The organism is Christiangramia lutea, assembly GCF_022489035.1.
Taxonomy (GTDB): Bacteria; Bacteroidota; Bacteroidia; order Flavobacteriales; family Flavobacteriaceae; genus Christiangramia; species Christiangramia lutea.
Genome location: NZ_JAKVTV010000003.1, coordinates 543165 through 558988, shown reverse-complemented (window position 1 = coordinate 558988; position 15824 = coordinate 543165). Strand labels below are relative to the sequence as shown.

General features: G+C 38.1%; 16 protein-coding genes. 10 read left to right on the top strand and 6 right to left on the bottom strand.

The genetic code is table 11. The features are described from left to right. Positions 1–15: 15 nt before the first annotated feature. Both ML462_RS11825 and ML462_RS11820 read right to left on the bottom strand, forming a co-directional pair. On the bottom strand, positions 16–1464 hold the full coding sequence (locus ML462_RS11825) for a glycosyltransferase family 2 protein (protein WP_240714028.1): 1449 nt from the start codon (positions 1462–1464) through the stop codon (positions 16–18). Positions 1465–1800: 336 nt separating this feature from the next. Further along, the gene (locus tag ML462_RS11820; protein ID WP_240714027.1) at positions 1801–2322 is read right to left on the bottom strand and encodes a DUF4494 domain-containing protein; all 522 of its coding nucleotides are present in this window, start codon (positions 2320–2322) and stop codon (positions 1801–1803) included. Positions 2323–2530: 208 nt separating this feature from the next. Here ML462_RS11820 and ML462_RS11815 point away from each other — a divergent pair, with 208 nt between their 5' ends. Then, positions 2531–2935 carry a hypothetical protein gene (locus ML462_RS11815; RefSeq protein ID WP_240714026.1) on the top strand — a complete coding sequence of 135 codons (405 nt, stop codon included), beginning with the start codon at positions 2531–2533 and terminating at the stop codon, positions 2933–2935. 36 nt (positions 2936–2971) lie between these two features. After that, the gene (locus ML462_RS11810; protein WP_240714025.1) at positions 2972–3439 is read left to right on the top strand and encodes an META domain-containing protein; all 468 of its coding nucleotides are present in this window, start codon (positions 2972–2974) and stop codon (positions 3437–3439) included. A gap of 58 nt (positions 3440–3497) precedes the next feature. Here ML462_RS11810 and ML462_RS11805 read toward each other — a convergent pair whose 3' ends face one another. Next, complete coding sequence (locus ML462_RS11805; RefSeq protein ID WP_240714024.1) at positions 3498–3719, bottom strand: CDGSH iron-sulfur domain-containing protein; 222 nt, start codon at positions 3717–3719, stop codon at positions 3498–3500. A 232-nt stretch (positions 3720–3951) separates the two neighbouring features. Between ML462_RS11805 and pckA the strand changes: the two genes are divergently transcribed. Then, on the top strand, positions 3952–5523 hold the full coding sequence (gene pckA, locus ML462_RS11800; RefSeq protein ID WP_240714023.1) for a phosphoenolpyruvate carboxykinase (ATP): 1572 nt from the start codon (positions 3952–3954) through the stop codon (positions 5521–5523). A gap of 85 nt (positions 5524–5608) precedes the next feature. After that, on the top strand, positions 5609–7087 hold the full coding sequence (locus tag ML462_RS11795; RefSeq protein ID WP_240714022.1) for an SLC13 family permease: 1479 nt from the start codon (positions 5609–5611) through the stop codon (positions 7085–7087). A gap of 123 nt (positions 7088–7210) precedes the next feature. On the opposite strand, the gene ML462_RS11790 is transcribed toward ML462_RS11795, so the two are convergent. Next, the gene (locus ML462_RS11790; RefSeq protein ID WP_240714021.1) at positions 7211–7381 is read right to left on the bottom strand and encodes a hypothetical protein; all 171 of its coding nucleotides are present in this window, start codon (positions 7379–7381) and stop codon (positions 7211–7213) included. A 167-nt stretch (positions 7382–7548) separates the two neighbouring features. Here ML462_RS11790 and ML462_RS11785 point away from each other — a divergent pair, with 167 nt between their 5' ends. The 3 genes from ML462_RS11785 (at position 7549) to ML462_RS11775 (ending at position 9907) form a co-directional block, all read left to right on the top strand. Continuing rightward, on the top strand, positions 7549–8103 hold the full coding sequence (locus ML462_RS11785) for a hypothetical protein (RefSeq protein WP_240714020.1): 555 nt from the start codon (positions 7549–7551) through the stop codon (positions 8101–8103). 1 nt (position 8104) lies between these two features. Continuing rightward, positions 8105–8485: a hypothetical protein gene (locus ML462_RS11780; protein WP_240714019.1), complete on the top strand. Its 381-nt coding sequence runs from the start codon at positions 8105–8107 to the stop codon at positions 8483–8485. A gap of 102 nt (positions 8486–8587) precedes the next feature. Continuing rightward, positions 8588–9907, top strand: coding sequence for a DUF5723 family protein (locus ML462_RS11775; protein WP_240714018.1), 1320 nt, complete (start codon positions 8588–8590; stop codon positions 9905–9907). Between the two features lie 62 nt (positions 9908–9969). On the opposite strand, the gene ML462_RS11770 is transcribed toward ML462_RS11775, so the two are convergent. Next, complete coding sequence (locus ML462_RS11770) at positions 9970–10653, bottom strand: arylesterase (protein ID WP_240714017.1); 684 nt, start codon at positions 10651–10653, stop codon at positions 9970–9972. A gap of 71 nt (positions 10654–10724) precedes the next feature. Between ML462_RS11770 and ML462_RS11765 the strand changes: the two genes are divergently transcribed. The 3 genes from ML462_RS11765 to ML462_RS11755 all read left to right on the top strand — a co-directional run bounded on the left by ML462_RS11765 (position 10725) and on the right by ML462_RS11755 (position 15184). Further along, entirely contained in the window at positions 10725–11405 is a 681-nt protein-coding gene (locus ML462_RS11765) for an ABC transporter ATP-binding protein (protein ID WP_240714016.1), read from the top strand. Between the two features lie 2 nt (positions 11406–11407). Then, positions 11408–13966 carry an ABC transporter permease gene (locus ML462_RS11760; RefSeq protein WP_240714015.1) on the top strand — a complete coding sequence of 853 codons (2559 nt, stop codon included), beginning with the start codon at positions 11408–11410 and terminating at the stop codon, positions 13964–13966. Positions 13967–14137: 171 nt separating this feature from the next. Beyond that, a complete protein-coding gene (locus ML462_RS11755; protein WP_240714014.1) occupies positions 14138–15184 on the top strand; it encodes a helix-turn-helix transcriptional regulator in 1047 nt (348 codons plus the stop codon). Positions 15185–15217: 33 nt separating this feature from the next. Here ML462_RS11755 and wrbA read toward each other — a convergent pair whose 3' ends face one another. Beyond that, positions 15218–15820, bottom strand: coding sequence for an NAD(P)H:quinone oxidoreductase (gene wrbA / locus ML462_RS11750; protein ID WP_240714013.1), 603 nt, complete (start codon positions 15818–15820; stop codon positions 15218–15220). Positions 15821–15824: the final 4 nt, after the last annotated feature.

Genomic DNA, 15824 nt, shown 5'->3' with positions numbered 1-15824 from the left:
CAATTCATATGAGTTTTATTTCTTATCAACTAACTCCCTGGTTAACCATCCTCTTCTACTCGCCGTAGCAATAGCGTAAGGTGTGATCCAGAACAATCCGAAAGTATATAGAATACTATACGAATAAGCCCATAAAGATTCAGAAAGTTTATACCTCTTGGCATAGAACAATACCGGGAAACTAGACCAGATAAGAATACTTAATAAAGTAGAGCTAATGAACAATACCGGATTGGTTATCACAAAAAATAACATCAGTAAAACAAACGGATAACTCATGATCAGTTTCAATACCTGATTGAAGAAAAGTATTCTGGTTCCAGTTTTTGATCCTTCCCTGAAATTCCCAAATACATAAGTAGACATGGCCAGGTTTTCACGCACATTACTTCTACCCCATCTAATGAACATCTTATACAGGCCTTTATATTTTTCAGGTACATTGGTATAAGCGTAAGCATTTCTTTGGAAAAGAACATGATACCCTTGCTTAAGGATCATATTGGTCATGGCTCTGTCTTCGCCAATATCAGAAGGCTGCCCCATGAAAGTCTGGTTGATCCACTCCGGAAGTACCTTGAATACCGCTTCACTGCGATAAGCAGCAAGAGCTCCAGGAGTACAAAGTACCGATTCCAGGCTACTTTCTGCAGAACGAACAAACTCAAAGCTAAGCACAAAACTCACGTCAAGCATTTTTGGTAATAACGCCTTCTTTTCATTATTAAGAACACGAATATTCCCGGCTACAGCTCCACATTTTTCGTTCACCACAAAAGGACTTACCAAATTCCTTAGGGTATCTTTCGCCACTATTGAATCACTGTCAACCGTTACGAAAATTTCACCTTTACCTAATTGGAATCCACGGTATAAAGCATGTCGTTTTCCTTTATTTTCAGGTTGCTGATAGATTGAAAGTTTGTCTCCAAGTACTTTTTTGGCCTCTTTCATCCAATACCAGGTGTCATCCTTACTACCATCGTCAATAGCCAGTAACTGTAATTTTTCTTTTGGGTAATCTCCTTCAGAAAGGCTCATCAATGTTGCCCAAACCTGTTTTCCTTCATTATAGGCCGGTACTATAACCGTACAGGTAGGCAACTCTTCATCTTTTACTCCTTCAACAGGCTTATATTTAAGATAAAGAATGAGGTTATATATAAAAAAGCAAGCTTTAAAAAGGAACAACGCGGTTGCGATTACAAAAAATGTAAAACCCCAGGTGGAATCCATTCTTCCCAGGTTATATTCTGTGAAATCACTCTGAAGAATATACACCAGATAGGCCGATCCCAGAAGTAACATAAAACTGGCTGCCCTTACCAGAACCCCAGTACGGCTTCTTACCTTTCCCGGCATAATATCATTCTGCGAAAACACAGGTTTAGACTGCCCATCTTTACCTTTAGGCTGAACGAAACCTTGCGAATTATGTTCTGATTTTTTATTATTAATTCTCATTTCAATTTTAAAATTAGTTGATCTATTTATCGCATTTAATCCGCGACACCGAGGGATCTTTCAATTCACGTGCCAATTCGAAAATCTCCGGAATCCGGGGCCATTCAACGCTAAAAATCAAGAAGCTTTGCGGATTATTACCCCAATTAATTTTTTAATTACCCAGTTTTATAAACATTATACCCAGAACATGAACTAAATCTCATTGAGATGAATTCTTTTCACGACAGGTGTACTGAAGGAATTCCTAAATTCTGTTCCATTTTTTGACCTAAAAAAAGCATCCCGTAAATAAGGGATGCTACCTTTTTAATTATCAGTATTTTAAAGGATATTTTAAACTACCTCATCTTCCTCTACTAGTTCTTCAATATCTACTTCCTCCTCGCTGTTTTCATTCATCGAAGATCCTTCAGGTTCTTCATCTCCGCTGAAATATGGAAATACATCCAGGATATTCGATTCAGAAATGGCAGGAATAGTATATTCTCCCATCGTATTCTGCATGGCCTGATTTGTGTTCTCAAAAGCTTCCTTTACATCGTTCGCCTGAATCAGCAAATAGATATTCGATTTTTTCTCCTTTCCGCTCTTGTCGTCATAGGCTATTAAGGATACTTTCACCTTGAACCAGCGATCTGAATTCTCAAATGGATGGATTTCAGAAAGATTAGCCACTTTAATATTGGTGATCATAAATTCCTCACTCGTATACGCAGTCATTTCCTCACTTATTCTGGCCTCAGCTTCGGTATAAGAAACCGCGTCCAGCAAATAGGTCTCAGTCACCTGCTTTTGTTCTCCGCTTTCAAGAGTTTTTCTATATTTTACTTTACATTCATACCAGGTTACGCTCATTATCTTAATTTTAGGGAGCGCAAATATAGATTTCCAGCAAACACTAGAATAATAAAATCTGTAATAGATATTCACAATTAAAATTCGAATGCAAAATCAGAAAATATCTTAAACCCTATATCATCTAATCGACTAAAAACAAAGCATCGTAAATTTTAAATCACTAAATTTGAAACAGTTACATTAATCAAATTTTAAAATGAATATCATGAAGTGTTTGAAATTCATAATCATCCTTATGATGTTTACAGGTTATGCTCAAGGTGATGACTGGAAAAAACTGGCTGAAAAAAGTGTTGCCTTTAAAAGTGAAACCGATAACGTAAACCTAGTGGGGAATGAACGCAATGTAGATAAGATCAAAATTAAATGTGTTCAGGGAACTGTTCAGCTAAAGGAACTCACCATCATAATGGAAAATGGAAAGGAAAAGAAATACGACGCAAAGGGGATTGGAGTAATGACCAAAGGAATGTCTTCCATGGGTTATGCTGTTCCAGATAAGGATGATAAAGTAAAACGAGTAGAATTAAAATATGACTCGAAAGGCTCAATCGCCCTGAACAAGCGTGCCAAGGTTGAAATTTGGGGTAAAAAGGACAAAGACGAATAGCCTAATTATTGCTACATTCAAAAAAACCAATAAAATATGAAAAGAAGAATATTCATGATCGCTCTGGTCATAATAGCAATTATAAATGTTGCATGTAATGATCAGAAAAAAACTTCAGAAGAAAACAGTGAAGTGACAAAAAAAGAACAAAAAGCGAATCTGATAGATGGAAAATGGGAAATGGACTATATGATTCCTCAGGAAAAATCCCTGGATTCGCTCTATCCAGAATCCAAGCCTTCATTAACCATTAATTCTGAGAAATCTCAGATCTCCGGGATGACCGGTTGCAATAATTTCAGCGGAGGGTTAACTATTGATGGCAAACAATTCAAGATAGCAGAAAACCTTGCTCTTACCCGTAAAATGTGCCCGGACATGACGGGGGAAGATACGTTCCTGAAAAATCTGGAAAAAGCAGATGCCTATTCAGTTTCAAACCGTGGAAACACGCTTAACCTCATTATGGGTGACATAGCCATAATGCGTTTTCAAAGAAAGTGATAAATTCTGTGACTATAATGATCAAAAAAAGCACTATGAATTATAGTGCTTTTTTAATTTATTTCTTTGGCGGAAGATCAAAAGCTTCTGCCTGATGTTCAAAATAATTCCGATGTGAGCCATCACAAAAAGGTTTGTTTTTAGAAAGTCCACACCTACAAAGAGAGACCAGATCTCTTCCGCCGAGATCATACACGTTTCCATCCTTATCTACGATCTCAAAATCGCCCTGGACTTTAAGTGAACCATTACTTAGAACCGTTAGTTTTGTTTTAGACATGTTTTTTATTTTGGTTAATTACAGAAACCCAAAAATAGTTCTGAAAAAACAATTTCAGGCGAAAACAACCGAAATTGCGCATAATAAAAGGGCTTTTTTGAATATTCCGATTTACAACGCTCTATTACAGGTTCTTAAATTTTGATAAAAATCAATAAAAAACTTTAAACTATAAGGTTTTCGTAATAATTTACACATATTGCCAAGTGATTATAATTAAAAAACAATGATTATGAATGCCGAAAAACCGAATGTCTTTTTCCAGCTGGAGCCAGATGAACTTATAGATATCACCCTTAAAAACAATGAAGGCAAGCTAACCGATACCGGAAGCCTCGCAATCAACACCGGTAAATTTACTGGTAGATCTCCCAAAGATCGGTTCATCGTTAAAGATGATCTAACTGAAAATAAAGTATCCTGGGGAGATATTAACCAGCCATTTAGTACAGAAAATTATGAACAGCTCAAAAATGAGGTTTTAGAATATCTGGAAGATAAAAATGTATTCAAAAGGTTTGCCTATGCCGGCGCTCTGGAAGAGTATCGTTTAAACCTTGAAGTGATCACCGAATATTCCTGGTCTAATCTATTCGCATATAACATGTTCATTCGGCCTGCAGAGGCAGATTTAGAAAATTTCGATAAAGAATGGACGGTTATAGATGCACCGGGTTTTCTGGCAGATCCTGAAAAACATGGAACACGACAAGAAAATTTCGCAATATTAAGTTTTACAGATAAGACGGTTTTGATTGGAGGAACCGGCTATACCGGTGAGATTAAAAAAGGGATATTTTCGGCTCTAAATTTTATCCTTCCGGTAGAACACCATGTGCTTCCCATGCATTGCTCTGCCAATGTTGGAGAAAAAGGTGATACCGCGATCTTTTTTGGTCTTTCTGGAACTGGTAAAACTACCCTTTCCGCAGATCCCTCGCGAAAGCTGATTGGAGATGATGAGCATGGCTGGACTCCAGATGACCGCATCTTCAATTTTGAAGGTGGTTGTTATGCTAAAGTGATCAACCTTAGCGCAGAGTCTGAGCCGGATATTTACAATGCTATTAAAAAAGGATCACTGCTAGAAAATGTAATTATTAAAGATGGAAAGGTGGACTATTCAGACACTTCTATCACGCAGAACACAAGGGTAAGTTATCCTATACATTTTATAAAGAACATTCAAAAACCATCAGTAGGAAAGAATCCTAAGAATATTTTCTTCCTCACCGCCGATGCTTTTGGAGTACTGCCTCCGGTTTCTAAATTGACTTCGAGCCAGGCAGCCTATCATTTTATTTCAGGCTATACTTCGAAAATTGCCGGTACCGAGGCTGGTATCGTAGATCCGCTGCCTTCTTTTTCTGCCTGTTTTGGTGCACCTTTTATGCCACTAAACCCAACAGAATATGCTGAAATGCTCAGTGAAAAGATAGATAAAAGCGGTGCTAACGTCTGGCTTATAAATACTGGCTGGACCGGCGGTCCATATGGCGTAGGTTCCAGAATTAAATTAAAATATACGCGGGCTATGGTTAATGCCATCCTGGAAGGCAAACTTCCCTCCAGATATACCTATGAAAAATATCATATCCATTCGGTTTTTGGAGTTGCCCAGCCAAGGACCTGCCCCGGAGTTCCAGATAAGGTTCTTAGTCCAAGGGCAACCTGGAATGATGATAAGGCTTATTACACCATGGCATTTAAACTGTCGAATTCTTTTAGAAAGAACTTCGAAAAGTTTGAGTCATATGCCAATGAGGATATAAGACGTGGCGGACCACAAAGGTTTGATTTTTAGATTCTAATTGAATGTTGATTTTCAATTTATGGTAAAAGCTGATCAATAAAATGTTTTTTATGAAAAAAAACCAATTACAGGAAATATGAAATTAAACAAAAACGTATTCCTGATTCTCGGGCCACTCGTTTTCCTGATTTTGCAAAATATTCAATCTCCAGAGGGAATGCCAGAACCAGCCTGGGATATTCTTAGCGCTACCTTCTGGATAGCCCTTTGGTGGGTCACTGAAGCGGTTCCAATTGCCGTTACCGCTCTTTTACCCATTGTTTTATTTCCCTTAACCGGTGCCCTGGATCTTTCAACAACCACGGCTTCCTATGGTCATAAATATATTTTCCTGTACATGGGAGGCTTCATTCTAGCTATAGCTATTGAAAAGTGGAATTTACACAAAAGAATAGCCTTACATATTATAAAATTGATCGGTACGAACATTAGAAAGATCATTCTCGGGTTTATGGTTGCCACTGCCTTTTTATCAATGTGGATCTCTAATACAGCCACATCGGTTATGATGCTACCAATAGGGATGTCTATTGTGTCACAATTAAAAGATGATAAAAGAACCAGCCAGGATGAAAATGATGTTTTTGGTAAAGCATTAATGCTTAGTATCGCTTACAGTGCCTCTATTGGAGGAATCGCTACTCTAATTGGAACACCACCCAACTTGGTCTTTGCAGGTTATATTCAAGAGGTTTATGCCATAGACATTAGTTTTTTCCAATGGTTAAAATTTGGGTTGCCAATTTCAATTATCTTATTAATAGGTTCCTGGTTTTATATTACTCACGTTGCCTTTAAATTTCAGGAGAAGAAATTCTCAAGAGGAAAAGAGGAAATTCAACGCTTGATAACAGAGTTAGGCCCAATGAAAAGAGAAGAAAAAGTAGTTCTTTTAGTTTTTCTAATTACCGCTATTGCTTGGATCTCTAGATCTTTTATCCTGGAAAAATTTTTTCCTGGCATAGATGACACAATTATTGCCATGATAGCAGCAATATGCCTTTTCACCATTGGTACGAGCCAGAAAGGCAACAGGATTATCCAGTGGAAAGATGCCTTGAATATTCCATGGGGAATAATTTTATTATTTGGTGGAGGTATGGCCCTTGCATCTGGATTTGAAGTTACCGGACTTGCAAAATGGATAGGTATGCAAATGACATTGCTTCAGGCTTTTCCTTTATTATTGCTTGTTTTGGTTGTTATATTCAGTGTTAATTTTATTACTGAACTAACATCAAACCTGGCTACTACCGCAATGTTGTTACCTATCCTTGCACCTATAGCCCTAAAGTTGGATCTTAATCCATATATGCTCCTTGTAGCGACTACAGTAGCTGCTTCCTGTGCATTTATGCTTCCCGTAGCTACACCGCCCAATGCCGTAGTATTTGGTTCAGGTTATCTAAGAATTCCAGACATGGTTAGAACGGGAATCTGGATGAACCTGATCTCCATACTTTTCTTAACGTTAATGGTTTATTTTATGCTACCATTAATTTGGGAATTTGAACCATTCGGTTTCAGCGATCAATTCAAGATTGAAAAGCCATAAGATTTATAGAGGTTCTGGGATTGTAAAATAAAACATAAACGGCTGCCATTTCAGGCAGCCGTTCTTTTGGCTAAAGTTTATAAACTAATTATAATTAAAAATGATTTAAGTTTTGATCGGCGACTAAGCCTGGTTATTTTCTTTTTTTCCTGAAATGACCTCAGCACTTTTCATTTTATAAGCCCCTAGTATTTTCTTATCAAAATACACTCCGTTGCAGTGCATGTCTGCCAGCACAAAATTTTCCCGTATTTTCTTTCCTGTATTTTCCATTTTTATTTTAAATATAAACATTTTGTTTAACTTTTTAATGTTTTTATTAAACATTTAAAAAAGAATTAACCATGGAAATTGAAAATGAATAATAAAACTTCCAGTGAATAAATCCATATTTTCACCCTACAGAACCTTGAATTTTTCCCATTTTTGCAAAAGATTTGAAATCAAATTATTTTCAAAAATTGTATCGATTCTTAACTAGGTTATCTGGCCTTTTCATCATCGCCCTGCACTTCGTATTTATCCTGACCGCCATTTATGACAAATGTCCTAACCCCTATCTTATCGCTATATTTTCAGGGATAATCGCATTACTTGCTTTCTTCTACATCAAAAAATTCAGTTTTCGGAATTCTGTTTACAGAAAATTAGATGTAATACTGATCCTTTTTACTGGTTTAGGCGCTGTGGTTACTTATGCCTTTAATATTGAAGCAGGGCTTGGAGTAGTTCTTTCCGCCGGGATTACAGGTTTAGCCAGTTCCCTTCTCCCCTATCTCAACAGAAGATCTGAAATTTTAAGAGAGCTCCCTGTTGCTATGTATTGCGGAGCCTTCGCCGGGATGACCTCTCCTTTGATTGCAAACGGGTACGCTTTTATTCTGGCAGCAGGTTTATTTAGCGGAATCCTTTTAATATTTACTAAAACAACCCTTCAGGGATTTGGAGGGAAACTTGGAACCATTGCTTTTGGTGGTGTAGCCCTGGTTTCACTTATCCTTTACCTGATTTTCTAATATGGATATAGCGATCATTTTAATATCTGGTATTGCCGGCGCCTTGCTCACTTTTTTACTGAACAACAAATTCCAGCTGGGAGGTGTGATGGCTTCAGCAGGAGTTTCAGTATTTGCAGGAGGTTTTTTCTTTTTCATTCCTGACCTTTTGAATGAAAACCTTACTACTCATATTCCCCTGGTCGTTATGGGTACTTCATTTATTGGAATGGCTACTTCCAGAGTAATTAAAGAGGTCTGGATCATAGGCCTATCCGGACTCACATTTTCGATAATTTACCTGCTAACAGGATCCTTTTTTGAAGGTTATGGCGGAAGCCTGGGTACCACTGCCGCCATTTCATTAATTGCCTCATACTCCATTAGCCAGATATCAAAATAGTCAGAAAACCATCCGGTTGCAAAATCAGAATATACCCAGGTGAGGGTATTCCATGAGGAAGTTAAATGCTTTAAATTAAAGCTTGAACTAATTCTCAGGATAATGAAAAGATTCACCTATATCATTTTAGTCATCTGCTTTTACAACCTTCCGCTACATTCCCAATCCTATATTGGCCACACTCTGGATAATTACAGCGGAATTCATGGTATAATTACTAACCCTTCAGCGGTTACAGATTCCAGAATGAGAACTGATGTCAACCTTTTTTCTGTTTCGACATTCGCCGGTAGTGACTATTTTTCGATTGAATTCAGCGACCTCAATAATGAGGACGGTTTCGATTTTGAAGATGATGTAGATCAAAATCCAATGAATAACAATCAATTCTTCCTGAATTTTGATGTTTTAGGGCCTTCATTCATGTTTAACCTGTCTCCTAAACATAGTCTGGGATTTACTTCCAGGCTAAGGGCTTTTCTCAACCTGAATAACATAAACGGTGAACTATATGAAAGCCTGTCCAAAGATTTTGATACCGCTGAAAATTTTAATTTTGAAATGAATGATTTCACCGGGACTACCCATGTCTGGGGTGAAATTGGCATTACCTACGGCCGGATATTATTAGACCAGCAATCCCATTTTCTAAAAGGAGGAATCACCTTGAAATATTTACAGGGTGGTGGTACCGCGTTCGCAGGATCACCGGCTCTGGAAGGACAATATGATGCGATGAATGAAATACTTACCACTTCAGGAACTCTCAATTATGGTTTTTCAACAGATTTTAACGGCGAAGATTTTGAATTTGAAGCCACGGGATCTGGATTTGGTGGAGATATTGGTTTCATATATGAATTCAGAAATACTCCGGACCTTGACTCTCTAACTAAAAAAGACAATAAGTATAAATTCAAATTAGGGCTTTCCTTAACCGATATTGGAAAGGTTTCATATGATGATACCGATTTCACTGCTTACAACCTCAATAATACAGCTTCTACAAGCGAACTTGAAAATAAAACCCTGGAAGAATTTCTGGACGATAACTACGAGGGTAATCAGAGATTTCTAAACAGTAAGATAAGTTTGCCCACTGCCCTGCATTTCATAGCCGACTATAATTTTACCAAAAGACTCTACGTTAGTTTGAATGGATCTTTTTCTCTTGTTTCCAACAACAAGGAACAGGCCAACAGAATAATAAACACGGTGACTGCCACTCCAAGATTCGAAACAAGGATTTTCAGTTTTTATCTGCCAGTCAGCATAAGGCAATATGACGGATTCGCTGCAGGAGCAGGTTTAAGATTAGGACCACTTACGATAGGTTCAGCATCTTTAATTACCAGCCTTTTATCAGATTCCAGTAAAACGGCAGATCTTTATGTAGGTTTAAAAGTGCCAATTTATCAATAAGATTTTCACTTCTTCGAATTAACCATTCTTCTCTGGAAAAAGCACCAAATGGGGTGCTTTTTTTATTCCTGTACAATTGGTTTAAGAACTTCCCAAACATTTTCGGCAAGGATCCTATGCCCTTCAGCCGTTGGATGTATACCATCCTGTTGATTCAAATCGGGATTTCCAGCAACATCTTCAAGTAAAAATGGGATTAGATGAACCTTATTTTTTTCAGCAAGTTCAGGAAAGATATTTTTGAATTCCGAGGTATAATTCTGTCCCATATTGGGCGGTATTTGCATCCCGGCAAGAACTATCTCCACGTCAGGGTTTTCTGCTCGAACAAAATCGATGATCTCCTGAAGGTTTTTACGGGTCTCGGAAAGTGGAATACCGCGTAATCCATCATTTGCTCCCAATTCCAGAACAAATACATCCACGTTTTGTTTAAGCACCCAGTCTATCCTGTTTCTACCTCCCGAAGTCGTTTCACCACTTAATCCTGCATTCACGACTTTATATGCTAATCCAAGTGAATCGATCTTCCTTTGCAGAATTGCCGGAAATGCCTCCTGCTCTTCCAATCCGTAACCGGCCGTAAGACTATCGCCAAACATCAGTATCACTTTATCTTCCTGAGCCTGGGCAGATTCCTGTTGAACAGATTCTTCAGATTCACTGGCTTCCTTTTTTTTATTGTCACCACATCCGGAAATAAGGATCATCATGAACAATGTTAAAAACAATGTGAAGCTTCTCATAGTTATATAGATATTATTGAAATCATTTCTTTATTTTGTTCAGATCGATAAAGAAACCTAAAAGTAAGAAGATGGCAAAAATTTTAAGTATTCAAAACCTGAAGAAAAGTTACAAAAGTGGATCGAAAGATCTCACGGTGCTTGAGGATATCAGTTTTGAAATTGAAGAAAAAGAGACCTTTGCCATCATAGGTCCTTCCGGAAGTGGTAAAACTACCTTGCTAGGTCTTTGTGCAGGTCTTGATCAACCAGATTCAGGAAGCATTGAACTTTGCGGCACTTTTATTAACGATCTAAACGAAGATGAAAGAGCTTTATTAAGGAATCAGAACGTAGGTTTCGTGTTTCAGGACTTCCAATTAATACCAACCCTTACAGCTCTTGAAAATGTAGCAGTCCCCCTTGAACTCCGTGGAGATAAAAATGCAACTAAAATTGGAATGGAATTATTGACTAAGGTTGGTCTGGGAGATCGATTTGATCATTACCCTACACAACTTTCAGGTGGTGAACAACAAAGAGTGGCAGTTGCCAGGGCCTTTAGCAACAGGCCGGCAATACTTTTTGCCGATGAGCCTACCGGTAACCTGGATGAGGAAACCGGGCAGAAGGTTATAGACCTTCTTATGGAATTGAACCAGGACGCAGGCACTACACTTGTGATCGTAACCCACGATTTGGAACTGGCCAGAAAAACCCAGAAGATCCTTAGGCTTAAAGGTGGAAGGATCCTGGAAACCTTAAAGGTTTGAATATGTTAGACCCTAAATTGAACACACCCAAAAAGGCAGGTTTTAACTGGCTTTTAAAAATGGCTCTCCGGGACGGAAAAGCCAGCAGTAGAAAACTGACCTTATTCATGGCGTCCATAGTTCTTGGTATAGCGGCGGTGGTTTCCATCCAATCTTTTAGCAGTAACCTGAAAGATAATATCGCATTGCAATCTAAATCCCTAATGGGTGCCGATTATATCATAGACAGTGATAATCTGCCGAATGAAAGAGTTTCTTTCATTTTAGATTCCCTGGGTGGCCCAGATGCTAAGGAAATAAGTTTTGCGTCGATGGCTGCTTTCCCGGGTAAAGAAGGAACCAAATTGGTTCGGGTTCGAGGAATTAAGGGCGGCTTTCCATTCTATGGAGATCTGGAAACAGTTCCGAAAGAAGCTGCCAATGAATACCAGGGAAATGGTTCAGCCCTACTGGATGCTACGGTTATGCTTCAGTTAGGAATAGAAAAGGGAGATAAGATCAAAATCGGGAATATTGAATTACCCGTTGGAGGCGCATTAAAATCTGTTCCGGGTAGTTCGGAAATATTTAGCTCTATAGCTCCTCCCGTGATAATTCCGCATAGATTCATTGAAGAAACCGGGCTGGTCCAGGTAGGAAGCAGAATTGACTATAACTACTACTTCGTTACAGATCCAAAATTGGATCTGGAAAAATTTGATAAAAAAATAGACCCTATCCTTGATGCGAACGATGCCGATCTTGATACACACACTTCAACCAGTGAGAGACTTGGGCGCAGATACGAGAATTTCGGAAAGTTCCTGAACCTAGTTGCTTTTATTGCACTGCTGCTTGGTTGTGTCGGGATTGCCAGTGCGATTCATATTTATATAAAAGAAAAATTACGCTCTATCGCAGTCTTAAAATGCCTTGGAGCCAGCAAAAGACAGAGCTTTTATATTTTTCTTATCCAGATAGCGATCATCGGATTTATTGGTGGGGTTCTGGGTACCACTCTTGGCCTTTTCTTGCAGCAATTATTCCCTTTGATCCTGGAGGATATTCTACCAGTGAATGTTGAAATCAATTTAGCACCCAGGGTGATCTTTATGGGTATTCTTTTAGGAATCTTAATGTCTGTGTTATTTGCATTATACCCTCTTATATCTACACTATATGTATCTCCCTTGGAGACATTAAGAGCTCAGGGTTCAGAAAAATTGAAATCAAAAAAAGCAGGAATACTGGTTTTAGCAGGCATCTTTATATTTATTTTTCTATTCGCCTTCTGGCTTCTTGAGGACTGGAAATATTCTGTTTTTTTCGTAATTGGAATCATCATTACCTTCTCTCTTTTAGCCGGGGTCGCGAATCTTTTCATGAAAAGTATTAGAAAAAATTTTCCAGGTACCTGGGGATTCATTCCGAGACAGAGCCTTCTGAACTTATTTCGACCACAAAACCAGACTCTCATCCTTGTACTGGCAATAGGTATTGGAACTTTCCTTATAAGTACGTTGTACTTTACCAAAGACCTTTTACTGGCCCAGGCTTCTATAGACGAACAGGCTGAAAGTCCGAATATGATTATGCTCGATGTTCAATCTGAACAGCAGGAGAAGGTCGCCGGAACCATTAATGCACAGGGACTTACTGTCCTGGAGAACATTCCAATTGTTACAATGCGGGTTGAAAGTTTAAAAGGAATTCCGGTAAATGAGATCAGAGAAGATACTACCTCCAGGGTTAATGGCTGGATACTGCATCATGAATTCAGAACTACCTACAGGGACAGCCTGATTTCTTCAGAAATTCTTGAACGGGGAGAATGGACGGGTAACAAACCGGAAAATGAAATCATCCCTATTTCTGTAAGCGATAATTTCGCCAAAGATGCTCTTGTTGGGGTTGGTGATGAAATTACATTTAATGTACAGGGAGTATTATTGAAAACGGTAGTTGGAAGTATAAGAACGGTAGATTGGAGCCGAATGCAACTTAACTTCTCGATTGTCTTTCCAAAAGGGGTTTTAGAGGATGCACCACAATTCCGTGTGTTAACCACGAAAGTTCCCAATGAAAATACCTCGGCCGAATTACAGCAAAATCTTGTAGAGAAATTTCCAAACCTCACGATAATAGATCTCAGGCAGGTTCTTAGCCTAATTGAAAAGATCCTGAATAAGATTTCATGGCTTATCAATTTTATGGCATTCTTTAGTATTCTTACGGGGATAATAGTCCTAATTGGTGCGGTTAGGACCAGTAAATATCAGCGTATAAAGGAAAGTGTTTTACTGCGCACCCTTGGAGCAAAAAGCGATCAGATCCTGAAAATTTTAGCCCTGGAGTACTTTTATCTAGGTTTTTTAGGGGCTCTTTCGGGAATCCTGCTATCCTTGCTAAGCAGTCTATTACTGGGGTATTTTGTTTTTGAAACTACCTTCGTTCCTTCCTGGATCCCTTTCCTAGTCCTGCTCCCCGGAATCATATTATTGGTTATGAGTATAGGTTTAGGAAATAGTATGGGTGTTATCAAAAGTCCGCCACTGGTTGTGTTAAGAAAAGAGCTGAGTTAAAGATTTCACTTAAAAGGAAAAAGGTATTTTTCGATCTTACTTTGGCCATTGCACCTAAAGGCCAGCAGATTTACAATCATTAAGATAAGTTTAACTGTGAAATCTCTGGATTTAATAGCCTAGACAGTAATTTTAATCAGGTTTTTAAGATCACTAATTAAATTGAACAAAATGAATACATATCATTTAGAATTAAATGAAGTAGATGATATCATTCCTGAACTAGCTAATCATTTTGGAACTATATATACTGAAAACCTTGGAGAATTCACCCTGAACCTTCCAGAAACTATAGGTGAAGGAGAAATAAAAGTGATAAATTTTCCTAACGGAATTGGTCTTCATACCTATCATGTCAGTTTTAAAAATGACACTCAGTTAAGATTATCTCACCTGCAGGTAAAACCCATTAGATTTATTTACTGTATAGAAGGTAATCTAGGAAGTAGTTTTGGCAATAATGAAGAAAGAGATTCCGTAGAAGAACACGAATATTTGATTGCTGCCCCAAAAGAAATGGAAACCCATAATTTAATTATACCAGGTAATGAAAAAGTGATGCTTTGTTATCTTGAAATTGATCGATCGAAATTTCAGAAATATTTCTCCTTTAATCTGGATGAATTGGAACCCATATTTTACGAATTATTTAGTGATGAAAAAGCCACAACCAGAATATCCGAAAAATCCAGTTTCAGTTTAAAAACTGCCGAGTCAATTAAAGATATAAGGAATACCGAGATTACTGGCTTTCCCAGGGTAAACTTTATTGGGGCTAAGGCTTTGGAAATCCTTAGCTACATGCTTTCCAGGTTTAAAAAGGATGATCAGAATGCTCAAAACAAAAAGCTGAAAGAGAAAGATATGAAGGCTATTGAGAAAGCCGTAGAACATATCGATGCCAATATAGCCAATACCGGTACTGTAAATGATCTATCAAAACTTGTTGGTGTGAATACTAATAAATTGCAGGAAGGTTTCCAGGTGATTTTTGGTAAGACGGTAAATGAATATATCAGAGATATCAGGCTAACCAAAGCACTGAATGTGCTTTCAACAGGGAATAAAAATGTTAGTGAAGTGGTTTATGAGCTTGGACTTTCCAGCCGAAGTTATTTTTCAAAGATATTTAAGGAAAAATATGGTATATCACCCAGAAAAGTTCTCTCCAGAAAACCTATCGCTCAAAAAGTAAGGGAGAACAAGATTGATAATTAGAAGCTTCTTCCCCCTTTTTTTTTAACAACTAATTTAAGCTTTTATCTTCTGGGCAATTTCAATAGTACGTTTTACCTGGTGTGCTATGGCTTTTTTAGTTGTATCATTTAATTCATCTCCACCGGCGCTTACGCTAATTCCATATGGATTACCACCAGCAGCAAACATGACCTCATCTGTATAGCCAGGAGCAGCGACAATCGCTCCCCAATGAAACATAGATTTATATAGAGATAATAAAGTAGACTCCTGTCCTCCATGAGGATTTTGGGCGCTGGTCATGGCACTTACCACTTTATTCACCAATTTCCCTTTGCTCCATAATGGCCCCGTAGCATCTATAAAACTTTTAAATTGGGAACTTAAATTTCCATACCTGGTAGGGCTACTAAAAATAATTGCATCTGCCCAATCCAGATCATCCTGTTCAGCCAAAGCAATGCTTTTGGTCGATTCCAAATGTTTTTTCCAGTTCTCATTCTGTTCAATGGCTTCCTTCGGAGCAGTTTCTTCAATTCTTTTGAATCGAATATCAACATCTTCATTTTGTGCGGCTTCCCTTGCCCATTCTGCCATTTGATGATTGGTTCCTGTGGCGCTATAATAAATAATAGCCAAATTTAATTTTTTGCTCATAACA